Source organism: Rhizobacter terrae (assembly GCF_003852895.1).
Lineage (GTDB): Bacteria > Pseudomonadota > Gammaproteobacteria > Burkholderiales > Burkholderiaceae_C > Albitalea > Albitalea terrae.
Genome location: NZ_QUSW01000001.1, coordinates 1,460,284 through 1,482,018, shown reverse-complemented (window position 1 = coordinate 1,482,018; position 21,735 = coordinate 1,460,284). Strand labels below are relative to the sequence as shown.

General features: G+C 69.1%; 21 protein-coding genes and 1 pseudogene. 10 read left to right on the top strand and 12 right to left on the bottom strand.

Annotated elements, in window-relative coordinates:
• The first annotated feature begins 47 nt into the window (after window positions 1-47).
• Together DZC73_RS06825 and DZC73_RS06820 are read left to right on the top strand one after the other, a co-directional pair.
• Window positions 48-788, top strand: coding sequence for a response regulator (locus tag DZC73_RS06825; RefSeq protein ID WP_124539397.1), 741 nt, complete (start codon window positions 48-50; stop codon window positions 786-788).
• The gene (locus tag DZC73_RS06820) at window positions 785-2,152 is read left to right on the top strand and encodes a sensor histidine kinase (RefSeq protein WP_124539396.1); all 1,368 of its coding nucleotides are present in this window, start codon (window positions 785-787) and stop codon (window positions 2,150-2,152) included. Before DZC73_RS06825 ends, DZC73_RS06820 begins: the two co-directional genes overlap by 4 nt.
• On the opposite strand, the gene DZC73_RS06815 is transcribed toward DZC73_RS06820, so the two are convergent.
• The gene (locus DZC73_RS06815) at window positions 2,091-2,696 is read right to left on the bottom strand and encodes a glutathione S-transferase family protein (RefSeq protein ID WP_124539395.1); all 606 of its coding nucleotides are present in this window, start codon (window positions 2,694-2,696) and stop codon (window positions 2,091-2,093) included. The genes DZC73_RS06820 and DZC73_RS06815 overlap by 62 nt on opposite strands.
• Window positions 2,697-2,795: 99 nt before the next feature.
• Window positions 2,796-3,371, bottom strand: coding sequence for an HD domain-containing protein (locus tag DZC73_RS06810; protein WP_124539394.1), 576 nt, complete (start codon window positions 3,369-3,371; stop codon window positions 2,796-2,798).
• 235 nt (window positions 3,372-3,606) lie between these two features.
• On the opposite strand from DZC73_RS06810, the pseudogene DZC73_RS06805 reads away from it, so the two are divergent.
• Together DZC73_RS06805 and DZC73_RS06800 are read left to right on the top strand one after the other, a co-directional pair.
• Window positions 3,607-4,893 (top strand): annotated as a pseudogene (locus DZC73_RS06805) (3-hydroxyacyl-CoA dehydrogenase NAD-binding domain-containing protein); the annotation flags it as partial.
• A 107-nt stretch (window positions 4,894-5,000) separates the two neighbouring features.
• The gene (locus DZC73_RS06800; RefSeq protein WP_124539392.1) at window positions 5,001-5,267 is read left to right on the top strand and encodes a YtxH domain-containing protein; all 267 of its coding nucleotides are present in this window, start codon (window positions 5,001-5,003) and stop codon (window positions 5,265-5,267) included.
• Here the strand turns inward: DZC73_RS06800 and DZC73_RS06795 are convergent.
• Window positions 5,253-5,510, bottom strand: coding sequence for a DUF3079 domain-containing protein (locus tag DZC73_RS06795; protein ID WP_124539391.1), 258 nt, complete (start codon window positions 5,508-5,510; stop codon window positions 5,253-5,255). The genes DZC73_RS06800 and DZC73_RS06795 overlap by 15 nt on opposite strands.
• Before the next feature lie 231 nt (window positions 5,511-5,741).
• Between DZC73_RS06795 and DZC73_RS06790 the strand changes: the two genes are divergently transcribed.
• Window positions 5,742-7,418 carry an ABC-F family ATP-binding cassette domain-containing protein gene (locus tag DZC73_RS06790; protein ID WP_124539390.1) on the top strand — a complete coding sequence of 559 codons (1,677 nt, stop codon included), beginning with the start codon at window positions 5,742-5,744 and terminating at the stop codon, window positions 7,416-7,418.
• Between the two features lie 31 nt (window positions 7,419-7,449).
• Complete coding sequence (locus DZC73_RS06785) at window positions 7,450-8,487, top strand: histone deacetylase family protein (protein WP_124539389.1); 1,038 nt, start codon at window positions 7,450-7,452, stop codon at window positions 8,485-8,487.
• A 20-nt stretch (window positions 8,488-8,507) separates the two neighbouring features.
• On the opposite strand, the gene DZC73_RS06780 is transcribed toward DZC73_RS06785, so the two are convergent.
• From DZC73_RS06780 to DZC73_RS06740, 9 genes are all read right to left on the bottom strand, one after another.
• Complete coding sequence (locus tag DZC73_RS06780) at window positions 8,508-9,224, bottom strand: amino acid ABC transporter permease (protein WP_124539388.1); 717 nt, start codon at window positions 9,222-9,224, stop codon at window positions 8,508-8,510.
• A gap of 10 nt (window positions 9,225-9,234) precedes the next feature.
• Window positions 9,235-9,930: an amino acid ABC transporter permease gene (locus DZC73_RS06775; RefSeq protein ID WP_124539387.1), complete on the bottom strand. Its 696-nt coding sequence runs from the start codon at window positions 9,928-9,930 to the stop codon at window positions 9,235-9,237.
• A 94-nt stretch (window positions 9,931-10,024) separates the two neighbouring features.
• Window positions 10,025-10,852, bottom strand: a complete 828-nt coding sequence (locus DZC73_RS06770; RefSeq protein ID WP_124539386.1) for an ABC transporter substrate-binding protein — start codon at window positions 10,850-10,852, stop codon at window positions 10,025-10,027.
• 128 nt (window positions 10,853-10,980) lie between these two features.
• The gene (locus DZC73_RS06765) at window positions 10,981-12,204 is read right to left on the bottom strand and encodes an MFS transporter (RefSeq protein ID WP_124539385.1); all 1,224 of its coding nucleotides are present in this window, start codon (window positions 12,202-12,204) and stop codon (window positions 10,981-10,983) included.
• 90 nt (window positions 12,205-12,294) lie between these two features.
• The gene (gene mmsB / locus DZC73_RS06760; protein ID WP_124539384.1) at window positions 12,295-13,185 is read right to left on the bottom strand and encodes a 3-hydroxyisobutyrate dehydrogenase; all 891 of its coding nucleotides are present in this window, start codon (window positions 13,183-13,185) and stop codon (window positions 12,295-12,297) included.
• Window positions 13,186-13,195: 10 nt separating this feature from the next.
• On the bottom strand, window positions 13,196-14,302 hold the full coding sequence (locus tag DZC73_RS06755; protein WP_124539383.1) for an enoyl-CoA hydratase/isomerase family protein: 1,107 nt from the start codon (window positions 14,300-14,302) through the stop codon (window positions 13,196-13,198).
• A 10-nt stretch (window positions 14,303-14,312) separates the two neighbouring features.
• On the bottom strand, window positions 14,313-15,098 hold the full coding sequence (locus DZC73_RS06750; protein ID WP_124539382.1) for an enoyl-CoA hydratase: 786 nt from the start codon (window positions 15,096-15,098) through the stop codon (window positions 14,313-14,315).
• Complete coding sequence (locus DZC73_RS06745; protein ID WP_124539381.1) at window positions 15,095-16,255, bottom strand: acyl-CoA dehydrogenase family protein; 1,161 nt, start codon at window positions 16,253-16,255, stop codon at window positions 15,095-15,097. Before DZC73_RS06745 ends, DZC73_RS06750 begins: the two co-directional genes overlap by 4 nt.
• A gap of 8 nt (window positions 16,256-16,263) precedes the next feature.
• Window positions 16,264-17,772, bottom strand: coding sequence for a CoA-acylating methylmalonate-semialdehyde dehydrogenase (locus DZC73_RS06740; RefSeq protein WP_124539380.1), 1,509 nt, complete (start codon window positions 17,770-17,772; stop codon window positions 16,264-16,266).
• A gap of 142 nt (window positions 17,773-17,914) precedes the next feature.
• On the opposite strand from DZC73_RS06740, the gene DZC73_RS06735 reads away from it, so the two are divergent.
• The 4 genes from DZC73_RS06735 (at window position 17,915) to DZC73_RS06720 (ending at window position 21,633) form a co-directional block, all read left to right on the top strand.
• Window positions 17,915-19,384, top strand: a complete 1,470-nt coding sequence (locus DZC73_RS06735; RefSeq protein ID WP_124539379.1) for a helix-turn-helix domain-containing protein — start codon at window positions 17,915-17,917, stop codon at window positions 19,382-19,384.
• A 122-nt stretch (window positions 19,385-19,506) separates the two neighbouring features.
• Window positions 19,507-20,088: a tetratricopeptide repeat protein gene (locus tag DZC73_RS06730; protein ID WP_124539378.1), complete on the top strand. Its 582-nt coding sequence runs from the start codon at window positions 19,507-19,509 to the stop codon at window positions 20,086-20,088.
• Between the two features lie 7 nt (window positions 20,089-20,095).
• Window positions 20,096-20,464 carry a hypothetical protein gene (locus DZC73_RS06725; RefSeq protein ID WP_124539377.1) on the top strand — a complete coding sequence of 123 codons (369 nt, stop codon included), beginning with the start codon at window positions 20,096-20,098 and terminating at the stop codon, window positions 20,462-20,464.
• 47 nt (window positions 20,465-20,511) lie between these two features.
• Window positions 20,512-21,633 carry a tetratricopeptide repeat protein gene (locus DZC73_RS06720; RefSeq protein WP_124539376.1) on the top strand — a complete coding sequence of 374 codons (1,122 nt, stop codon included), beginning with the start codon at window positions 20,512-20,514 and terminating at the stop codon, window positions 21,631-21,633.
• Window positions 21,634-21,735 lie beyond the last annotated feature (102 nt).

The following is a 21,735-nucleotide window of genomic DNA, read 5'->3' as shown; positions in this document are numbered from 1 at the left end:
TACAAAGTCGCGGCCGGTGGCGCCTCGCCGGCGCTTAAGGTCCGTCCATGTCCGCGCCCGACCACATCCTCATCGTCGACGACGACCCCGAGATCCGCTCGCTGCTGCGCGAGTACCTGGAGCGCCAGGGCTTGCGCGTGAGCACCGCGGCCGACGCACGGCAGATGCGCGCCGCGCTGGCCGGCGGCGGCGTGGACCTGGTCGTGCTGGACCTGATGCTGCCCGGCGAAGACGGACTGTCGCTGTGCCGCGACCTGCGCGCACGCGACGCCGACCCGCTGCCGGTGCTGATGCTCACCGCCCGCAGTGACGAGAGCGACCGCATCCTCGGCCTGGAGATGGGCGCGGACGACTACCTCACCAAGCCCTTCGCCGCGCGCGAGCTGCTGGCACGCATCAAGGCCATCCTGCGGCGCACGCGCATGCTGCCGCCCAACCTGCGCGTGCAGGAGACGGCCGACGGCCTGGCCTTCGGCGACTGGCGGCTGGACACGCGGGGCCGGCACCTGCTGGATGCACAGGGCACGCTGGTGTCGCTCACCGGCGCGGAATACCGATTGCTGCGCGTGCTGCTCGACCATCCGCAGCGCGTGCTGACGCGCGACCAGTTGCTCACCATGACGCAGGGCCGCGAAGCCGATGCCTTCGACCGCTCCATCGACCTGCTGGTGAGCCGCCTGCGCCAGCGGCTGGGCGACGAGGCGCGCGAGCCGCGCTACATCAAGACAGTGCGCAACGAGGGCTACGTGCTCTCGGCCGAGGTCCGGCCGGTCGGGATCGATCGATGAAGGCGGCCTGGCTGCCCCGCTCGCTGTCCGGCCGCCTGGCGCTGGTCTTCGCCGCGGCCCTCACCATCGCGCACCTGCTGACGCTGGCATGGTGGGCCGTGGGCCGCATGGACCTGGGCCGCAGCCTGATGCTGGACTACCTGGGCCCGGACGTGGCGGCCTCGGTCGCCATGTTGGACCGGCTGCCGCCGCAGGAGCGCCAGGCGTGGCTGCCGAAGATCGCGCGTCCGAACTATCGCTACAGCCTGGCCGAGGTGTACGGCATGCCGGACAACGGCCCCACCTCGCAGCGAGTCCGCGCCGCCCTGGCGCAGTCGTTGGGGCCAGCGCGCGTACTGGGTGTGTCCGCCGAACTGGGGCATGAGTCGTCCGGTGCGCGGCAGGTGAGCCTGCGACTGGCTGATGGTTCGCCGCTCACGCTGCACATGCTCCCCTTGGAGGCCGGCCTGTCGCGCGGCGTCGTGGCCCTGGTGCTGGCCCAGCTCGCCATCCTCGCCGCGGCGGCCTGGCTGGGTGTGCGCCTGGCCACGCGCCCGCTTGCTCGTCTGGCCGACGCGGCCGACGCCCTGGACCCCGACCGGCCCGGCGCTTCGCTGGCCCTGAGCGGCCCCGCCGAAGTCGAGCGTGCCGCGCAGGCCTTCAACGCCATGCAGCAGCGCATCGCCCAGCACCTGGCCGAACGCGCGCAGATCCTCGCGGCGGTGTCGCACGACCTGCAGACGCCCATCACCCGCCTGCGCCTGCGGGCCGACCTGCTCGATGACGGGCCGTTGCGCGAGAAGCTGCATGCCGATCTCGCGCAGATGCAGGCGCTGGTCGAAGAGGGCATTGCCTACGCCCGCAGCGGCCATGCCTTGCTGGAGCGGCCTTGCCGAGTGGACCTGCACGCGCTGCTCGACAGCGTGGTGGGCGACCATGCCGATGCCGGCGAACCGGTGAGTTTCGAGGGCGAGGCCGTGCCGCCATGGACCACACGCCCGCAGACCTTGCGGCGCCTGATCGTCAACCTCATCGACAACGCCTTGAAGTTCGCGGGCTCGGCGGAGGTCGTGCTCTCTCGCGACGACACGGACGTCCACATCACCGTGCGTGACCGCGGCCCGGGCATTCCGCCCGACCAGCTGCAAGCCGTGCTCCAGCCCTTCCATCGCGTGGAGGGCTCGCGCAACCGCGACACCGGCGGCACGGGCCTGGGCCTGGCGATCGCGCAGCAACTCGCGCAGGCGCTGGACGCCCAGCTGTCACTGCGCAACCGCGAAGGCGGCGGGCTGGAGGTTCAGCTTCGGCTGCCGATGCCTGCGCTCACCGCGGCCAGGGATCGGCCCAGGCCGGAATCTGCGCCAGGCGATCCAGCCAGCGCGTGACCTGCCTGAACTCCTGCAGCGGCATCTCCGCTTCGCGCCAGTAGTGCGCCATGGCAGCGAGCTGGAAGTCGGCGATCGTCAGGCGCTGGCAGGCGACGAACTCCCGGCCTTCGAGGTGGTGATCCAGCACCGCAGCGAATCGCTTGAGCTCGGGCACCTTGTCCGGCAGGGCATCACGGTCCGGCGGGCCGATGTGGAAGGTGGCCTTCACGATGTGCTCGAAGTAGAAGTCGCCCACGGCCTTCGCCCAGTGCTGGTCGTTCCACGACAGCCAGCGCAGCACCTCCACCTGCTCGGCCGGGTTGTTCGCGGGCCACATGTCCGAGCCCGCCTTGATGCACAGGTAGGCCATGATGGCCGAGGCCTCCCACAGCACCACGTCGCCGTCCACCATCGTGGGCGCCTTCATGTTGGGGTTGAGCCGGGCGTACTCGGGCGTCTTCATCTTGCCGTTGCTCTCGATGAACTCGGCATCCAGCCCCAAGTGCTTCGCCAGCGCCAGCACCCGGCGCGGGGCCTGGGCCTTGATCCAGTAGATCTTCACGGACTTTCTCCTTCGTCGTGGTGGTTCACATCACCACGACGAATGGCGCCGCCGGAAATCGACAGGGCGCCGGAAAAATATCCGGCGGCAACGGCGGGCTCAGGCCACGCTGAGCGACCCGATGCCGATCTTCGAGTCCACGAAGGGCTGCTGCTGCAGGTCTTCCAGCAGGCCGAGGTAGTACGCCAGTGACGGCGTGGCGCGGCCGGGCACCCTGGCCTGGTCATCCCACCGGCGCAGCTGCACGGCCTGGCGGGCGAAGGGCAGGTCCTCGAAGAAGCGTTGTTCTTCTTCGCCCATGGCGCCGCCTTGCAGCAGCAGCGAATGCAGGGAGGCTGGCGACAGGCTTTGCGCGTAGGCGGGGTCGGTGGCCACCAGGTAGCGCTTGGCCTGCACGTGCAGGCGCACCGGCTCGATGACGCTCGCACTGAAACCTTCGGCCAGTAGCGGCAGGGCACGCAGCTCATGCACGTCGTCCACCTCGTCGCCATACGGATCCACCACGATGAAGTGCCCGATGTCGTGCAGCAGCGCTGCAGCCACCAGCGGCGCGTCGGCATGGGCCCATTCGGCCAGCTGGGCGCATTGAAGCGCATGGTCGAGCGCGGTCACGCTGTCGCAGGCGCGGCGGCCGTGCTGCAGGAACAGGGCTTCGATGCGTTCGATGAGCGTCATGTGGGGCCTCCGTGGGGTGGGCGCCGTCGGGCGGGACGGTTCTCAAGGCCCCGGAGAATAGCGGCGGCTGTGTGTCATGGGTGTGTACCCACAATGGGAGTACGCCCGCAGCTTTCACGTCTCGTTACGGGCGCCCTGCGCGCGGGCAAGTCACCGGCGTGATAGACCTCGCCAGCGGGGCAGACGCACACTGGGGGCTTCCAATGCCAGCAAGGAGTCGTGCATGAGCACTGCCGCCCGACAGCACATCGACGCCGCCGAGCGCGCGGCCGCCACCATCCCGGGCATCGCGGCGGACACGCCCCTGCGGCCCATCCGCCAGGTGGGCGTGATCGGCGCGGGCACCATGGGCGGCGGCATCACCATGAACTTCCTGAACGCCGGGCTGCCGGTGGTCCTGGTGGAGACCAGGCAGGAGGCGCTGGACCGCGGGATCGCGACGATCCGCCGGAACTACGAGAACTCCGCGAAGAAGGGCAAGCTGACGGACGCCCAGGTCCAGGAGCGCATGGGGCTCATCATGCCCTCGCTGGACCTGGCCGGCCTGGCGGACGTGGATCTCGTCATCGAGGCGGTGTTCGAGGACATGGGCGTGAAGGAGTCGGTGTTCCGCCGGCTCGACGAGGTGTGCAAACCCGGGGCGATCCTGGCGTCCAACACCTCGTACCTGAACATCGACCGCATCGCGGCGTTCACGAAGCGGCCGGGCGACGTGCTGGGCCTGCACTTCTTCAGCCCGGCCAACGTGATGCGCCTGCTGGAGATCGTGCGTGGTGCGGCGACTGCGGCGGATGTGTTGGCCACCAGCGTGGCGCTGGCGCAGCGCATCAAGAAGGTGGCGGTGGTCTCGGGCGTTTGCGACGGGTTCATCGGCAATCGCATGCTGGCGCGCTACGGTGCGGCGGCGCAGGGGCTCATCCACGCTGGCGCCTTGCCGCAGCAGATCGACAACGCCCTGCAGGCCTTCGGCATGGCGATGGGGCCGTTCCGCATGGGCGACCTGGCGGGGCTGGACATCGGCTGGGCCACGCGCAAGCGGCGTGCCGCGGAGGCGGGCGTGACGATGGCGCCCATCGTGGCCGACAAGCTCTGCGAGGCCGGGCGCTTCGGGCAGAAGACCGGGGCCGGGTGGTACCGCTACGAGGCGGGGCAGCGCGAGCCGATTCCTGATCCGGTGACGGCGCAGATGATCGGCGAGTACCGGGCCGCGCATGGCATCACGCCCAGGACCATCAGCGACCAGGAAATCGTCGAGCGCTGCATCTATGCGCTGGTGAACGAAGGTGCGCGCATCCTGGATGAAGGCATCGCTGCGCGGGCGTCGGACATCGACCTCGTGTACCTGAACGGCTACGGCTTTCCGAAGGAACGCGGCGGGCCGATGTTCCATGCGGACCAGGTTGGGCTGGCCAAGGTCGTTCAGGCGCTGCAGCGTTTCGCGGCGGAGCCCGGGGCGGATGCGTCCTGGCAGCCGGCGGCGCTGCTGGTGAAGCTGGCCGGGGAAGGGCAGGGCTTCTTCTGACGGGCCGCGGTGGCGCGGGCCCCCATACTCGGGCATCCGTTGCCCATGGCCCGCATGAGTCCTGACATTTCCCGTCTCCCAATCTGCCCTTGCCGGCAGACCCCGCGATGCGATTCGCGCCCGAACTGATCGCCGTCATCGTCGGTGCAGTGGGTCTCCTGGCCGGACTGCTGTGGCTGCGTGCGAAAGGAAAGCGCACCCGCAACGTGGGCCGGCCAGTGTCCGACGGGCCGGCCAACCTGCGCTATTCCTGCGCGGGCTGTTCCCAGCAGTTCACGCACTCCAGGCGGACGCTGGCGGCCTGGAAGAGGGGCGACCGGCGCTTCTACTGCAACGCCTGCCACACGAAATCGAGAGGGTCACGGCGGGCTTGAGGGCTGATGGCCGGCCGCAACTTTGGCCGAGGAGCAGCCTGCAGCGTCGGGCTTGACATCCGCATCGCGCGCCGCAGCCGAGTCCAGCCCCCACTCCTGCCAGTCATCGCCCCAGGTCTCCACCGGGTGCTGGGTGCGTTCGGAGCCGTTTCCACAGGCCAGCGAGTCTGCCGGGCAATACCGGTCGCATCCCCAGCAGGTGCGCTCGGGGTGTGCGGGATGGATCGGGAACTTTTTTCTCATTCGCAACGTCGGCCCGACAAGGCGAGCGACGCTTCGAGTTTGCCCAGGGGTGGCCGTTGCCGCTTTGGCACAGATCAAATGGAGCCCGGCTGGACCGCCCGGCCACGCAGTGCTAGAGTCCGCCTCCTCATTTCTCCCGCCGCCATTCCGATGAGTCTTTGAAGCCCCACCAGCCACCGTGCCGTCCCTGTCGCAGGGCGGGATCACGTTCGCCTTTGGAGAGCTTCATTCATGACTGCATCGACCGCGCTGGCGCGCCAGCATTCCCTTTCCCGTTCGTCCTCACCTTCGCTTGGCAGCGTCGAGCTGCGCCATCTCAACTGGCATCGGCCTGACGGCGTGCCGCTGTGGCCTGTACCCTTGAACGCCACGTTCGGCCGCGGCGAGCGCATCGGCATCGTCGGCGTGAACGGCGCCGGCAAGACCGTGCTCATCGAGATGATGCTCGGGCTGCGCGAGCCGTCGACCGGCGCTGTCCAGCGCAGCGGCCAGTGGCATCATGTGGCGCAGGACCAGCGTCTGGCGCCTGGCTTTTCCGCCGCCGGCATCGCGGGGTTGGAGCAGCCGCTGCAAGCCATCGCGCGGCTGGAGCGCGGCGAGGGCAACGAGCACGACCTCGAACTGGCCCATGGCCGATGGACGCTTGCCGCCGAGCTCACGCAAGCCCTGCAGGAGGTGGGCTGGGCCGAGCAGGACCTGCTCGCACCCGCTTCGCACCTGAGCGACGGCATGCGCACGCGCATCGCGCTGGCCGGCGCCTGGCTGTCGAATGCGGACGGCCTGGTGCTCGACGAGCCCACCAACCACCTCGACCGCGAAGGGCGTGACTGGCTCATCCGCCGCATGCGCGAGTGGCCAGGCACGCTGCTGGTGGCCAGCCACGACCGCGGGCTGCTGCGGGAGGTGGACCGCATCGTCGAGGTCTCGTCGCAGGGGCTGCGCCACTATGGCGGCGATGTCGACTTCTACCGTGAGCAGCGCAATGCCGAGGCCGATGCGGCGCAGACCGCGCTCGGCCATGCCAAGGCCCACCGCGACACGGTGCTGCGCGACATCCGCCGCCGCCACGATGCGCAGCAGCGGCGCATGGCACGAGGGCGGGCGCAGTCGCGCGAGGCCAACTTGCCGCGCATCGTGGTCAATGGCATGCGAGGGCAGGCAGAGAAGTCCAACGGCCGCTTGCAGGCGCTGTTCAGCCGGCAGGGCGCGGCGGCCCAGGCCGCGGTGAGCGAGGCGGCCAGGAGGCTGCTGCCCGATCCATCGGCGGCACTGGCGCTGCCCGGCAGCGTTCTGGAGCCGACGCAGCGGCTGCTGGGCACCGACAGGCTGCGGTGCCTGCACGCCTCGCCAGGCTTCGCGTCGCTCACGGCAATGCTCAGCGGCCCGGTGCGCCTGGCACTCATCGGCCCGAATGGATGCGGCAAGACCACGTTGCTGCGAACGCTGTGCGGCGAGCTCCTGCCACGCTTCGGCAGCGCGAAGCTGCACCAGCCATTCGCCTGGCTGGACCAGCGCGCCGCCACCGCGTTGCCGGCCGGCGTGAGCACCGTGGATCACCTGATGTCCCTGGACTCGCGGCTGTCGCCATCGGACCTGCGCACCCGGCTTGCGCGGCTGGGCCTCTCGGCACGCGTGGTGGAAGCGCCCATCGCCGGCCTGAGCGGCGGCGAGCGCATGCGCGTGGCCCTGGCCGCCGCGCTGTGGCGCCAGCAGCCTCCACGCGTGCTGCTGCTGGACGAACCCACCAACCACCTGGACCTCGCCGCCGTCGAGTCGCTGGAATTCGCGCTCGCCGACTTCCCCGGCGCGATCATCGTGTCCTCGCACGATGCGGACTTCATCGACGCGCTGGACTGCGATCTGCGGTGGCGGTGGACGCCGGAGAAATGGGAGGTCGAGCACCTATGATGGCCCGGTCGATCCGAAGAGGCGCCGCGCGATGCTGATCTTCCACAACCCCAGCCATCACCTGCACGCCGGTCGCCAGGAGATGTTCCGCGGCCGCCTCGTGCCCTGCCACGAGACGCCGGCGCGGCTGGATCACGTGATGAGCGAGCTGCAGCGCCGGCCCATGGGCGCGTTGCACACACCGGGCGAAGCGGACATGGCGCTCATCCGCCGCATCCACGCACCGCGCTACCTCGACTTCCTGGCGACGGCGTGGACCGAGTGGATCGCGCTCGATCCGGCCAACGCCGAGCTGGACATCCTCCCGTCGGTGTGGCCGGGGCGAGGCCTGCGCTACGACGTGGAGCCTCGCAACTTCTCCGCACGCGTGGGCCTGTTCAGCTTCGATGCCGGCACGCCGATGAACGCCGGCACCTGGGAGGCGGCCCTCGCCGGCGCGGCCTGCGCCATCGATGCGGCGCATTCGGTGGCCGGTGGCGCGGGGGTGTCGATGGCCTTGACCCGTCCGCCCGGCCACCACGCCGGCCCCGACTTCTTCGGCGGCTACTGCTTCCTCAACAACTCCGCACTCGCTGCCCAGGCCTTGCGCGACGCAGGTGCCGCCCGGGTGGCCGTGCTCGACGTGGACTACCACCACGGCAACGGCACGCAGACCATCTTCTACGAACGTGCCGACGTGTTCACGGCCTCGATCCACGGCGACCCGAGCACCGAGTACCCGTTCTACCTGGGCCATGCGGACGAGACGGGGCAGGGCGAGGGCGCAGGCTGCAACCTCAACATTCCCTTGCCCGCGGGCACGGACTTCGAGGTGTGGCAGCAAGCGTTGCAGCGGGCGTTGGATGAGGTCGCGCGCATGGGTGCCGAGGCCCTGGTGGTTCCGCTGGGCGTGGACACCTTCGAGGGCGACCCCATCTCGCGCTTCAAGCTGCGCAGTGCGGACTACCTGCGCATGGGGCAGATGTTGGCGTCGGCAAAGCTGCCGACTGTCTTCGTGATGGAGGGCGGCTATGCAGTGGCGGAGGTCGGCGTGAACGTGGTCAACGTGCTGGAAGGCTTCCTTGGCTGAGACGCCGTTCCTCGTGGCATTCACGCCGGTGGCGTCACCGAGCTCGCAGAGTCGCGACGCGTGCGAACGCCGCCGCGCGCCTCGAACGCGAACGCCAGCCGCGACAACCCGAAGCACAGCACGAAGTAGGTCAAGCCCAGCAGCAGGTACACCTCGGCCGCCCGCGTGAACACCTGCGTGTTGATCTGCGCCGCGATGAACGACACCTCGGTGAGCCCGATGATGTAGCCCAGCGACGTCTCCTTGATCGTCGCCACGAACTGGTTCACCAGCGACGGCAGCATGTGCCGCAGCGCCTGCGGCAGGATGACCCAGCGCATGGACTGCGCATAGCCCAGCCCCAGCGACTTCGCGCTGTCGAATTGCCCCTTGGGAATCGCCTGGATGCCCGCGCGGATGATCTCCGCCAGGTACACGCCGTCGAACAGCACCAGCGCCATCAGCATGGTGGTGAACTGGTCGGTCTTGCGGCCGGTGATGCTGGGCAGGAAGAAGTAGGCCCAGAACACCACCATCAGCAAGGGCACGCCGCGCACCACGAAGACCAGTGCCGTCACCGGCCAGCGCACGCTGCGCCACGGGCTCACGCGCGCCAGGCCGAGCACGAGGCCCAGGGGCAGGGCCAGCAGCAGGGCCAGCGCGGCCAGCAGCACGCTCAGGGCCAGCCCGCCCAGCGGGCCGTTGGGGTACTGCCCCACGAGGAAGTACAGCCAGTAGGTGTCGATCAATTCCAGCATGGCTGCGTCCTCAGGCCGCGCGCACCGGATGGCGCTGCTGCACCCACGCCGCCGCGCCCGTGATGAGCAGCGACACGACGAGGTAGGCACTCGTGACGAAGGCAAAGGCCTCCGCGCTGCGGAAGCTGGCCGACTCCACCTTGGCCGCCTGGTACATCAGCTCGGCCACGCCGATCACGGTGGCCACGCTCGTGTCCTTCCACAGGTTCAGCGTCTGCGAGATCAGCGGCGGCACGGTGACGCGAAACGCCTGCGGCAGGATGACCCAGCGCATGGTGCCCAGGAAGCCGAAGCCCAGCGCGCGGCCCGCATCGAACTGCCCCTGCGGAATCGCGCGGATGCCGCTGCGGATGTCCTCGGCCATGTAGGCCGCGATGTACAGCGTGAGGGCCACGACCGCACTGGCCACCTCGATGTTGCCGGCGTACAGCCATTGCTTCACGGGTTCGGGCAGCAGCTCCGGTGCGCCGAAGTACCAGAAGAGCAGGTGCGCCAGCAGCGGCACGTTGCGAATGCCTTCCACATAGGCCGCGCCGAGCGCCCGAAGCACCGCCCACGGCGACAGCCGCAGCAGCGCCACCGCCACCGACAGCGGCAGGGCCAGCACCAGCGTCATGCCGGTGAGCGCCAGCGACAGCCACAGGCCGCTGATGAGCCAGTCGTGGTACTGGCCATGCAGCAGCAGGTTCACATCAAACGAGGGCATGCGTCGGAGTCTGCCAAAAAAGAAAAACGCCCTGCATGTTTGGCAGGGCGCGCACGGACCAGCAAGCCGGCGGACCTCATGGGCCGCACGGCTCTCAGATCTGGTCGGTGTCGATCTTGAAACTGCGCTTGTCGAACTGGAGCTTGGTGCCCGGGCCGTACCACTTGAGGAACAACTTGTCCGCGGCGCCCGAGCTTTCCAGCTCGCGCAGCACGCCGTCCACCTGCGCCTTCAGGGCCTTCTCGCCCTTCTTCAGGCCCAGCGCCAGCGGTTCGACGCTGATGTTCTGCGGCAGGATGGCGTAGTCCTTCTTCGCGGCGCCCAGCTTGGCGTGGTCGTTCACGAGCGAGGCTTCGTCGTTCACGTAGCCCACGCCCTTGCCCTGCTGCAGCGCGAGGAAGGCCTGCTGCGTGGTCTCGAAGGTGACCACGTCGACGCCGGGCACTGCCTTGCGGATGTTGGGCTCCTGCGTGCCGCCCTTGACGGTCAGCACCTTCTTGCCGGCCAGCTGCTTGATGTCGGTGACACCGCTGCTGGTCTTCACCAGCACCTTCTGGCCGGTGACGAAGGTGGTGAGCGAGAAGTCGATCTGCGACTCGCGCTCCTTGTTGTGGGTGAGCGAAGCGGCCAGCACGTCCACGCGCCCTTGCTGCAGTTCGGGGATGCGCGCGGCCACGGAGAGTTGCTTGAACACCGGCTTCACGCCCAGCTTCTTGGCAATCGCCTGGCCGATGTCGACTTCATAGCCGACGAGCTCGCGCGTCTTGGGGTCGACGAAGCTGTTGGGCTCATCCGTGCCGAGCACGCCGAAGACGATCTCGCCCTTCTTCTTGATGTCGTCCAGTTGATCGGCATGGACGGCCGCGCTGAACAAGCTGGCCGCGAGGGTGATGCCCAGCAGGGCCTGGGAACGCAAACGCATGGGACGAGGACTCCGGAAATGAGGAGGCGCAAGGGTAGACCCGGGCGTGTCGTTCGGGAAAGAACGATTGCGTATAACCATGTGGCGAACGTGCATGCGGTTCGCCGCGCGCTTTCAGGGCGTGGTTCTCAGGCCATGCGCCTGGTGCGCCGATGCAGCCACAGCGAGGCAGCAAACACCAGCAGACCGCCGATGGCCAGCAAGGCCCCGACCCAGCCGGTGGACGTCCACCCGAGGCCCGCCGCGATGGCCACGCCGCCCAGCCAGGCTCCCAATGCATTCGCGATGTTGAAGGCCGAATGGTTGAGTGCGGCGGCCAGGGTCTGTGCATGGTCGGCCACGTCCATCAGCCGGATCTGCAGGGCCGGCCCGATGGCGACCAGCGTGCCGAGCAGGAAGACATTGATGCACACCGGCACGGTGTAGGGCGCGGTGAACAGGAAGCCCACGAGCACCAGCACCGTCCAGGCCAGCACGCCAGCGATGGTGCGCATCAGCGACTTGTCCGCCAGCCGCGCGCCGACGAGGTTGCCCACCACCATGCCCAGGCCGAAGAGGCCCAGCGCCAGCGGCACGGCGGTGATCGGCATGCCCGTCACCTCGGTCAGCAGCGGCTTGATGTAGCTGAACACGGCGAACATGCCCCCGAAGCCCACCGCGCCGATGCCCAGGGTGAGCCACACCTGCGGCTTGGCCAGCGCGCCCAGTTCGCGCCAGGGGCTGGTGCCGTGCGGTGCTTCGAGTGGCGGCACGTAGCGCTGCACCAGCACGCAGGTCACCGCTGCGATGGCACCCACCAGCACGAAGGCCGAGCGCCAGCCCAGGTGCTGGCCCAGCCAGGCGGCCAAGGGCACGCCGAGCATGGTGGCGGTGGCCAGGCCCGACATCACCAGCGCCACGGCGCTGGCCCGCCGTTGGGGCGGCGCGAGGGCGGCGGCCACGAGCGCGGCCACGCCGAAGTAGGTGCCGTGCGGAAGGCCGGCCACGAAGCGCAGCAGGTTCAGGGATGCATAGCCCGGCGCCATCGCGCTGGCCACGTTGCCCAGTGCGAACAGCGCCATCATCGCGATGAGCAGCACACGCCGCTGCCAATGGGCCGCCAGCACGGCCAGCACCGGCGCACCGATGACCACGCCCAGTGCATAGGCGCTGATGGTGTGGCCCGCTTGCGGAATGGTGACGCCCAGGTCGCGGGCCATCTCGGGCAGCAGGCCCATCACGACGAACTCGCCGGTGCCGATGGCGAAGGAGCCGACGCCCAGGGCGAGCACGGCAGGTGCGAATGCCGCGTGGTTGCCTGCGGCCTGGCCCGCGGTGGAGGAGGGGGCCAGGGCAGACGGAGCGGATTCCATGGGAAACGATCAGAGGGTGAAAGCCATCCGATTGTGCAGGGCCCCGCCACCGGCCGCTGCCGTAAGGTCTTGGCCCACCCTGCGAATCACTTACTTCGCGCCCAGCAACTGCTGGATGCTGGAGAAGTCGAGCTGCCCCCTGCCGGCGCGGCTGTTGAGCGCATACAGGTTGCGCGCCAGCTCGCCCAGAGGCACGGCGGCACCGGCGCCAAGCGCGGCCTCCACCGCCAGGCCCAGGTCCTTGAGCATCAGGTCGTTGCCGAACCCGCCGCCGTAGCCGCGCGAGGCCGGTGCGTTGTCCAGCACGCCGGGCCAGGGGTTGCACACCTCGGTCGCCCAGCTGCGGCCGGTGCTCACGGCCATCATCTGCGAGAGGACCTTGGCATCCAGCCCATGGGCCGTGCCCAGGGCAAGCGCTTCAGCGGTGACGGCCATGATGACGCCCAGGGCCATGTTGTTGCACAGCTTGGCCACCTGTCCCGCGCCGCTGTCGCCCATGTGGAAGATGTTCTTGCCCATGCCTTGCAGCACCGGCCGGGCGGCCTCCAGCGTCGAGGCGGGACCGCCCACGATGAAGGTCAGCGTGCCGGCGGCGGCACCCACCGTGCCGCCCGACACCGGCGCATCGAGCATCAACACGCCGCGTGCGGCCGCGGCGCGCGCCACCGCTTGCACCGTGGCCGGCGCGATGGTGCTGCTGTCGATGACGAGCGTGCCCGCCGGCAGCACGGCCAGCAGGCCGTCATCGCCGAGGTACAGCGATTCGACGTGGCGGCTGGCCGGCAGCATCGACACGACGACGGCCGCGCCTTCGGCCGCCTCGCGTGCACTGGCCGCGACGCCCAACCCGAGCTCGCGTGCCTTGGTGCAGGCCTGGCTGCTGAGGTCGAAGGCGTGGACGGTGCATCCCGTCTTCTGGAGATTGCAGGCCATGGGCAGGCCCATCTGGCCCAGCCCGATGAATGCGATGGTGGTGCTCATGGGTGTCCTTTCAATGCAGGTCGTGCAGGGGATGGAGGCCGTCGTGCCGCTCGATGAAGTGCGCATCGACGTGCGCCCGCGTCACCTGGTCCAGCGTGGCCGGCGCCCAGATGGGTTTGCGGTCTTTGTCGATCAGCAGGGCACGCACGCCCTCGGCGAAGTCGTGGTGCATGCAGCTGCCCAGCGACACCTGGTACTCCAGGCGCAGCACCTGTGCCAGCGACAGGTGGCGCGCGGCCTGCCACAGGCGATGCGAGAGCGCGGCCGAGGTGGGCGAGCCCTTGGCGAAGGTCTTGCCGGCGGCGGACAGCCAGGCATCGGCATGTTCCGCCAGGCCGCGCAGGCGGGTGGCGATGGCCTCGAGCCCGTCGTCCAGCATCACGCTGCCGATGAGATCGACGTGGCGCCGCAAGACCGACTCGCCCGCCTCCGCCGGGAACTGCATCAGCAGCCGCGTGAGGTGCTCGCGGTCGGCCTGCGCATCGCCTTGCCAGCGCGCCGTGGCGATCGCCTGCAGCATGGTGTCCTTCAGCGCGTGGGGCAGCACCGCATCCGCCAGGCCAACAAAGCGTGCATCGGCGGCGTTCATCGGCGCACCGGTCAGGGCGAGGAAGAGCCCCGTGCGTCCCGGCATGCGCGGCAGGAACCAGCTGCCGCCGACATCCGGATAGAGGCCGATGCTGATCTCCGGCATCGCGATGCGCGTGCCCGGCGTGGCGACGCGGTGCGAGGCCCCTGCCATCAGCCCCAGCCCGCCGCCCATGACGATGCCGTGTCCCCAGCACAGGATGGGCTTGGGGCAGGTGTGGATGCGGTGGTCGAGCCGGTACTCGCGCTCGAAGAAGGCGGCGGCCTCGCGCGGCACCTGGCCGGGCTCGGTGTCGCGCATGCTGCGGTACAGGGCCTGCACGTCGCCGCCGGCGCAGAAGGCCTTCTCGCCTTCGGCATCGAGCACGATGCCGGCGATGCCCGGGTCGGCGATCCACGTGTCCAGGCGCGGTGCCAACTGGTCGATCATCGCCAGTGACAAGGCGTTCAGCGTGGTCGGCGAGGCCAGCGTGGCATGGCCGAAGCGGTGGCCGCCCGCCGTGTCGAACTCTCGGAGGATCACGGTCACGGCGGCGTCCTCAGGCGTTGCGCCATGCCGGCGCGCGCTTGTCCAGGAAGGCCTGCACGCCTTCGCGCTGGTCCGCGGTGTCGAAGAGGTCGACGAAGGCTTCGCGCTCGCGCAGCAGCATCACCTGCGGCGACGTCACGCGTGCCCCCTGGATCAGCCGCTTGCACGCGGCCACGCTCGTCGGGCTTTGCCGCTGCACGCTTTGCGCGAGCTGCAAGGCGCGTTGCAGTGCGTCGCCGGGCGGCGTGACTTCATCCACCAGGCCGATGCGCAGGGCGGTGGCCGCATCCACCCGCTCGCCCAGCAGCACCATGCGCTTGGCCCAGCTCTCGCCCACGGTCCACGACAGCCACTGCGTGCCGCCCGCGCAAGGCAGCAGGCCCACCGAGGCCTCGGGAAGCGCCATCACCGCCTGCGACTCCGCGATGCGCAGGTCGCAGGCCAGCGCGCATTCGAGTCCGCCGCCCATCGCATAGCCGTTGATGGCGGCGATGCTCACGCCACGGAATGCTGCCAGCGTCTCGAAGGCTTCGCCGAAGCGGCGTGCCATCTCGCGTGCGACCGCCTTGTCGCCATCGGCAAAGAGCTTGAGGTCGGCGCCCGCGCTGAAGAACTTCGGGCCCTGGCCGGTGATGACGAGGCTGTAGATGTCGCGCCGTGCCTCCAGTTCGCGCACGAGCCGCGCCAGGGCCGCCAGGCTCTCGCGAGTCCACGTATGGGCCGGCGGGTTGTTCAGGGTCACCACCGCGGTGTGCTCGCGCACCTCCAGCAGCAGGGGTGAGGAATCGTTGCTCATCGAATGGTCTCCGGTGCGTGGTCTTGAAGAAGCCGGCGCGCGACGATCACGCGCATGATTTCGTTGGTGCCTTCCAGGATCTGGTGCACGCGTGCATCGCGCAGGTAGCGCTCCAGCGGGTACTCGCGGATGTAGCCGTAGCCGCCATGGATCTGCAGCGCCTCGTTGCACACCTGGAAGCCGATGTCGGTGGCCAGGCGCTTGGCCATGGCGCAGTACACCTGCGCATCGGGCGAATCCGTGTCGAGCTTGCAGGCGGCCAGGCGCACCATCTGCCGCGCGGCCACGAGTTCGGTGGCCATGTCGGCCAGCTTGAACTGCATGGCCTGCATGTCGGCCAGCGCGCGGCCGAACTGTCGGCGTTCGTGCATGTGGCGCTGGGCGGCGGCCATCGCGCCCTGCGCTGCGCCCACCGAGCAGCAGGCGATGTTGATGCGCCCGCCGTCCAGGCCCTTCATCGCGATCCTGAAGCCTTCGCCTTCCTGGCCGAGCAAGTGCGACACGGGCACGCGCACCTGGTCGAAGGCGACGGCGCGCGTGGGCTGGCTGTTCCAGCCCATCTTCTCTTCCTTGCGGCCGTAGGTGATGCCCGGGCTTTGCGCATCGACGAGGAAAGCGGAGATGCCGGCCGCGCCTTCGCCGCCGGTACGCGCCATCACCACCAGCACATCGGTCGCGCCCGCGCCGGAGATGAAGGCCTTGCTGCCCTGGAGCCGGTAGTGGTCGCCGTCGCGTGTGGCAGTGGTGCGAAGCGAGGCCGCGTCCGAGCCCGCGCCGGGCTCGGTCAGGCAGTACGACGCGAGCTGTCGCCCACTGGTCAGCGCCGGGCCCCAGTGCGTTGCGACTGCAGGCGTGGCAAAGCTCGTCACCATCCACGCGGCCATGTTGTGGATGCTGAGGAAGGCGGTGGTCGACGGGCAGGCCGCGGCCAGCTCCTCGAACACCAGCGTCGAATCCAGCCGCGGCAGTCCGAGCCCGCCGTGGGCCGCGTCGGCATACAAGCCGCAGAAGCCAAGCTCGCCTGCATGCCGCAGCGTGTCGCGGGGGAAGAGCGACTGAGCGTCCCATTGCGCCGCATGCGGCGCCATCTCGTCGCGCGCAAAGTCCCGCGCCGCCTGCTGGAAGGCGCGCTGTTCCTCGCTCAGCTCGAAGTCCATGGCGCGCCTCAGCGCAGGCTGATGGTGGTGTTCACGCCGCCGGACACGCCGTGGTCGTCGAACCAGCGCGCGGTCACCGTCTTGGTCTGCGTGTAGAACGTGACGACCTGCTTGCCGTAGGGGCCGAGGTCGCCCAGCTTCGATGCACGCGAGCCGGTGAACGAGAACAGCGGCACGGGCACGGGGATGGGCACGTTGATGCCCACCTGGCCCACGTCGATGTCCTCCTCGAAGCGCCGGGCCGCGGCACCCGACTGCGTGAAGATGGCCGTGCCGTTGCCGTTGGGGTTGGCGTTGATGAAGGCGATGGCTTCGTCCAGCGTCGCGGCTTCGGCGATGCACAGCACCGGTCCGAAGATCTCCTGCTCGTACAGCGACATGCCCGGCTTCACGCCCGAGAAGATGGTGGGGCCGACGAAGTTGCCTTCCTTCAGCTGACCGTCCAGCGGCGGCAGGCGGCCGTCGAGTTCCAGCGTGGCGCCTTCATCGGTGCCGCGCGCGATGAGCGCCTCCACGCGCTCCTTCGCGGCGCAGGAGATGACCGGGCCCACATCGGTGCCGGCGCCCGTTCCCGCGCCCACCGTGAGGCCGCGCGCTTTCTCGACGATCCGCGGAATCCACTCGCGTGCCGCACCCACCAGCACCGCGACCGACACGGCCATGCAGCGCTGCCCCGCGGCGCCGAAGGCCGCGCCCACCAGCGCATTCAGCGTCTGTTCCTTGTGCGCATCGGGCAGCACCACCGCATGGTTCTTCGCGCCCATCATGCATTGCACGCGCTTGCCGGCCAGCGTGGCGCGCTGGTACACATGCGTACCCACGCGGGTCGAGCCGACGAAGGAGATCGCCTTGATGTCCGCGTGGTCGCACAGCGCGTTCACCACGTCCTCGCCGCCGTGCACCACGTTCAGCACGCCCGGCGGAATGCCGGCCTCCAGTGCCAGCTCCACCAGCCGCATGGTCACCATCGGATCCTGCTCCGAGGGCTTGAGCACGAAGGTGTTGCCGCAGGCGATCGCCATGGGGAACATCCACAGCGGGATCATCGCGGGGAAGTTGAAGGGCGTGATGCCCGCGCACACGCCCAGCGGCTGCAGCAAGGTGTAGGTGTCCACGCCCGAGGCCACGTTGTGCGCCCGCTCGCCCATCTGCAGGCTGCCGATGTTGGCGGCGTGCTCCACCACTTCCAGGCCGCGGAACACATCGCCTTCCGCATCGGCCAGGGTCTTGCCCTGCTCAGCGGTGAGCGTGGCGGCCAGCGACTTGATGTTGTCGCGGATGAGCTGCTGGTATTTGAGGAAGATGCGCGCGCGCTGGCCGATGGGCGTCTTGCGCCAGGTGGCGAACGCGGCCTGTGCGGCGGCCACCGCGTCGCGCACTTCATCGGCCGTGGCCATTGGCACCCAGGCGAGCCGTTCCTGCGTGGCGGGGTTGATGACCGGCCGCCATTCGGTGGTGCGCGAAGGCACCAGCCGGCCGTTGATCAAGAGCGGGATGCGGGGCAAGTCTTGGCTCATCGCGGGGTCTCCTGGACAGGTGGCTGAAGTTCACACAGAATCTATCCACACGTTTCACATCGCTCAACAAGTGATTGATGTGAAAGCGAAAACTTGCAAATGTCTTTGCAAGACATCTGTGGAATTTGCGAATCCTGTGAAGATGGAAACCACCGCCGCCACCGCCAATCCGCGCAAGCTCTTTGTCGGCCCGCGCGTGCGCCGCATGCGCGAACAGCTCGGCTGGAACCAGGGCCTGCTCGCGCAGCGCCTGGGCCTGTCGCTGAGCTACGTGAGCCAGATCGAGACCAACCAGCGGCCGGTCACGGCTGGCGTGCTGCTGCGCCTGGCCGAGGTGTTCGGCGGCGACGTGTCGCAGTTCAGCGAGGAGCAGGACAAGCGCCTGCTGGCTGAACTCGACGGTGCCCTGCAAGACCGCACGCTGTCGCCGGGCAAGGCGATGAACGTGAGCGCCACGCAGTTGTCGCGCATGGTCGAGCACGCGCCGGAGCTGGTCGAGTCCTTCCTCACGCTGTACCAGCGCCACCAGCGGCTGAAGGAAGAGCATGAGCACACGGTGGCCCGCTTCTACGGCGAACTGGGCAGCGAGCAGGTGCGCGCGTCGTCGGTGCCGCTGCCGCACGAGGAGGTGCGGGACCACTTCAACCGGCGCAACAACCACATCGAGACGCTGGACCACCTGGCTGAGGAGCTGGCGCAGTCGCTGCACCTGCGGCCGGGGCAGCGCGTGGAGGCCTTGCGCGGCGCGCTGTTGCAGCGCTGCGGCGTGGCGGTGGAGTGGCTGGACGCGGGCTCCGATCCGTCGCTGCTGCTGCGCCGCTACGAACCGCAGCGGCGCTGCCTGCGGCTGTCAGCGCATCTGAGCGATGCACAGCAGGCCTTCCAGATCGCGACGCAGTACGCGCTGCTCGCGGCAGCCGATGCGATCGCGGCCGAGGTGGAAGACAGCGGCATCTCCGATGAATCCACGCAGGCTCTGGCGCGGCAAGGCCTGGCGCACTACTTCGCGGGGGCGGTGCTGCTGCCGTACGGCGAGTTCCTGTCGGCGGCGCGCGAATGCCGGTACGACATCGAATGGCTGCAGCAGCGCTTCCACGTGAGCTTCGAGACGGTGTGCCACCGGCTGTCGACGCTGCAGCGGCCAGGGGCGCGGGGCGTGCCGTTCTACTTCGTGCGGGTGGACCAGGCGGGCAACATCTCCAAGCGGCAGAGCGCCACCGCCTTCCACTTCGCACGGCATGGTGGTGCGTGCCCGCTGTGGCATGTGCACGAGGCATTCGCGCAGCCCGGGCGCATCCTCACGCAGATCGCGGAGATGCCTGATGGGAGCCGGTTCTTCGGCATCGCCTGCACCATCGAGCGTGGCGGCGGCGGCTACCGGGCGCAGCGCAAGCTGTTCGCGATCGGGCTGGGGTGCGACCTCACGCACGCGCGTGAACTGGTCTATGCCAGTGGGCTGGACCTGGGGCCGTCCTCGCAGGCCGCGTTGATCGGGCCCGGGTGTCGTGTGTGCCCGCGCGAGAACTGCGTTCAGCGGGCATTTCCGCCGGCGGGCAAGGCGATGGTGCCGAACGTGGACTCGGAGTCGCTGGTGTCGTATCGGTTTTCGTGAGGCTGCATTTCCATCGAAGAGTTCACGCGAAAGTCCCCGTTGGTCCGTGAAGGGGTAAAACCAGCTGAGGTTGATCGGAGGCCCCCGACTAGAATCAGAAAGCGCCCGAACGCGCCCACGCCATGACGACTTCCCCCACCGACACCAGCCCCGCAGAGACCCTCTTCAGGCAAGGCATCGACCTCAGCCGGCAGGGGCGGTCCGACGAGGCCATTGCGGCCTGGTCGCAGGCCGTCAAGCTGGCACCGGTGTTTCCGCATGCCCACCACCTGCTGGGTGCGGAGTTGGCGCATGTGCAGCGCTATGGCGACGCGGTAGTGCATCTCACGCTCGCGGCTGACCAGGCCCCGGAAATGCTGGCAGCCCGTGTGCAACTGGCCCTGCTGTGGCTGACGCTGCAATCGTCTGCCCAGGCGCAGGCGGCGGCCCAACCGTTGCTGAACCTGCCCGAAGACAGCGCCTATCGGCACTTCGGCCTGGCGCTCACGGCCTTGTGCACCGGCGACCAGGCCGCGGCCATCCAGTCGTTGAAGGATGCGCAGGCCCGGGCCGTGGACAACGCACCTCTCGCGGCTGACATGAACATGCTGCTGCAGGCCTTGTTGCAAGCGGCAGGCGCCGTGGTGTCCGGCGAGACGCGCAAGGCGCCGGGCGAGGTTGACCACCAGGTGGCCATCTCGCTCTACGCCGGCCGCCGCACCTGAGCAGCCCATGGTCGACAAGCTGAATCCGGCGGGCCGCGTCGCATTGGCGGCGCAACTGTCTCGCGTGCTGCAGTCGGACAAGCGGACCATCCCCAACGACCTGCGCAAGCCGGCCGATCAGTCTCAAGCGCCGCTGTCGGTGCCGCAGCGCCTGGCACACCAGATCGCGGCCATCGACCCGGATGACCCGCGGCGCGGCCACAAGGCTTTCCGCGCCTTCATCGAATTGCGCATGCTCGATGAATTCGGCGAGAACCTGCGCAACGACGCGGCCTTCCAGCAACTGGTCGATGACGTCGTGAACACGATGCAGGCGGACGCCGGCCTGCGCGCCGACATCGACGAAGTCACGAGCCATCTGTTCAGCCAGGGCTGACGCCGCGTGCCGCCTCTTTCAGACGTTTTCCTGACCTGCCCCACGCCATGAATGCCAAGCTCACACCGGCCGATCGCCTGCTCGTCATGCTTCGCAGCGACCCTGCCAATGAATCGTTGTTGCAGGAATGCATGGCGACAGCGTTCGCCGAGAAGCGCCCGGCGCTCGGACGAGAGGCCATCGAGGTGGCCCGCCAGGCAGGTGTGGGCGCATCCTTGCTGGACTACCTGCGCGCGCAGGTCTTCATGAACGAACATCGGTGGCCTGAGGCCATCTCGCTCGTCAACGGGCTGCTGTCCAGCACCGACATGCCACCAGCCAACAGGGCGACGGCCTTGTTCACGCTCGGCCTTGCGTTGTTCCATTCCGGCAGCTTCACCGCTGCGGCCGAGTCCTTCGAGCGTGGCCTGCAGATATCGCCGGACCAGCCGTCGGTGCTGCCATGGCTCCTGCGCAGCCTGCATCAATCGGGCGATCCGGCGGCGGCCTGCGAGGCCTGGCGCCTGGCACCGGACTCGGTGCGCTCCGCCGAGGCCGCCGGCGTGGCCGGGCTGGCTTTCTTCGACACCAACGACCACGAACAGGCGGCGGCGCTGGCGGCGGCCTGCCTGGCCCAGCACCCCGATTGCATCGAGGCGCTGGTGGTGAAGGCGGCGGACGACCTGCTGCGCGGGGACGCAGCGGCCGCGTCGCCCATGCTCGAACGTGCAGTCGCCTTGAACCCGGGCGACGGCCGCGTCTGGTCGACGTTCGCCACCGCGCAACTGGCGCGCGGCGACGTCGATGGGGCGCTGGCCGCCTACGAACGGGCGACGCAGACTTTCACCGAGCACATCGGCACCTGGTCGGGCATGGCCTGGGCGCACATCATCCGGCGCGACTTTGCTTCAGCGCGGCGCTGCCTGGAACGCGCGATGGCCATCGACGACCGCTTTGGTGAAACGCATGGCGGCCTGGCCGTCATCTGTGCCTTGCAGGACCAGCGCGAGGAGGCCGGGCGCCTGATCGTCACTGCTCGCCGGCTGGACCCCGAAGGGTTCGCGTGGCGGTATGCCCAGGCGCTGCTCGATGGGGAAGCCCGCGATGCACAAAGCCTGCAGCGGCTGGCCAGCCGGCTGCTCGCGTCGCGCAGACAGCTCCAGCGCCGGGCGAACCAGACCCTGCATTGATTCGCGGACTCGGCGGGACTGGGCGTGACGCAGTGCACGCGTTGCCATCCCTTTTGCCGCAGTTCGAGGCGTATTCACGATCAACCCACTGAAACAAGGGGT

What these genes read in the sequence shown, in the direction of transcription:
- DZC73_RS06735 (WP_124539379.1), top strand. Translation starts at nt 17,915, where the DNA reads ATGGAAACCACCGCCGCCACCGCCAATCCGCGCAAGCTCTTTGTCGGC.
- DZC73_RS06765 (WP_124539385.1), bottom strand. Translation starts at nt 12,204, where the DNA reads ATGGAATCCGCTCCGTCTGCCCTGGCCCCCTCCTCCACCGCGGGCCAG.
- DZC73_RS06810 (WP_124539394.1), bottom strand. Translation starts at nt 3,371, where the DNA reads ATGACGCTCATCGAACGCATCGAAGCCCTGTTCCTGCAGCACGGCCGC.
- DZC73_RS06780 (WP_124539388.1), bottom strand. Translation starts at nt 9,224, where the DNA reads ATGCTGGAATTGATCGACACCTACTGGCTGTACTTCCTCGTGGGGCAG.
- DZC73_RS06785 (WP_124539389.1), top strand. Translation starts at nt 7,450, where the DNA reads ATGCTGATCTTCCACAACCCCAGCCATCACCTGCACGCCGGTCGCCAG.
- DZC73_RS06725 (WP_124539377.1), top strand. Translation starts at nt 20,096, where the DNA reads ATGGTCGACAAGCTGAATCCGGCGGGCCGCGTCGCATTGGCGGCGCAA.
- DZC73_RS06795 (WP_124539391.1), bottom strand. Translation starts at nt 5,510, where the DNA reads ATGAGAAAAAAGTTCCCGATCCATCCCGCACACCCCGAGCGCACCTGC.
- DZC73_RS06720 (WP_124539376.1), top strand. Translation starts at nt 20,512, where the DNA reads ATGAATGCCAAGCTCACACCGGCCGATCGCCTGCTCGTCATGCTTCGC.
- DZC73_RS06775 (WP_124539387.1), bottom strand. Translation starts at nt 9,930, where the DNA reads ATGCCCTCGTTTGATGTGAACCTGCTGCTGCATGGCCAGTACCACGAC.
- DZC73_RS06770 (WP_124539386.1), bottom strand. Translation starts at nt 10,852, where the DNA reads ATGCGTTTGCGTTCCCAGGCCCTGCTGGGCATCACCCTCGCGGCCAGC.
- DZC73_RS06800 (WP_124539392.1), top strand. Translation starts at nt 5,001, where the DNA reads ATGCGATTCGCGCCCGAACTGATCGCCGTCATCGTCGGTGCAGTGGGT.
- mmsB (WP_124539384.1), bottom strand. Translation starts at nt 13,185, where the DNA reads ATGAGCACCACCATCGCATTCATCGGGCTGGGCCAGATGGGCCTGCCC.
- DZC73_RS06820 (WP_124539396.1), top strand. Translation starts at nt 785, where the DNA reads ATGAAGGCGGCCTGGCTGCCCCGCTCGCTGTCCGGCCGCCTGGCGCTG.
- DZC73_RS06740 (WP_124539380.1), bottom strand. Translation starts at nt 17,772, where the DNA reads ATGAGCCAAGACTTGCCCCGCATCCCGCTCTTGATCAACGGCCGGCTG.
- DZC73_RS06750 (WP_124539382.1), bottom strand. Translation starts at nt 15,098, where the DNA reads ATGAGCAACGATTCCTCACCCCTGCTGCTGGAGGTGCGCGAGCACACC.
- DZC73_RS06825 (WP_124539397.1), top strand. Translation starts at nt 48, where the DNA reads ATGTCCGCGCCCGACCACATCCTCATCGTCGACGACGACCCCGAGATC.
- DZC73_RS06745 (WP_124539381.1), bottom strand. Translation starts at nt 16,255, where the DNA reads ATGGACTTCGAGCTGAGCGAGGAACAGCGCGCCTTCCAGCAGGCGGCG.
- DZC73_RS06730 (WP_124539378.1), top strand. Translation starts at nt 19,507, where the DNA reads ATGACGACTTCCCCCACCGACACCAGCCCCGCAGAGACCCTCTTCAGG.
- DZC73_RS06790 (WP_124539390.1), top strand. Translation starts at nt 5,742, where the DNA reads ATGACTGCATCGACCGCGCTGGCGCGCCAGCATTCCCTTTCCCGTTCG.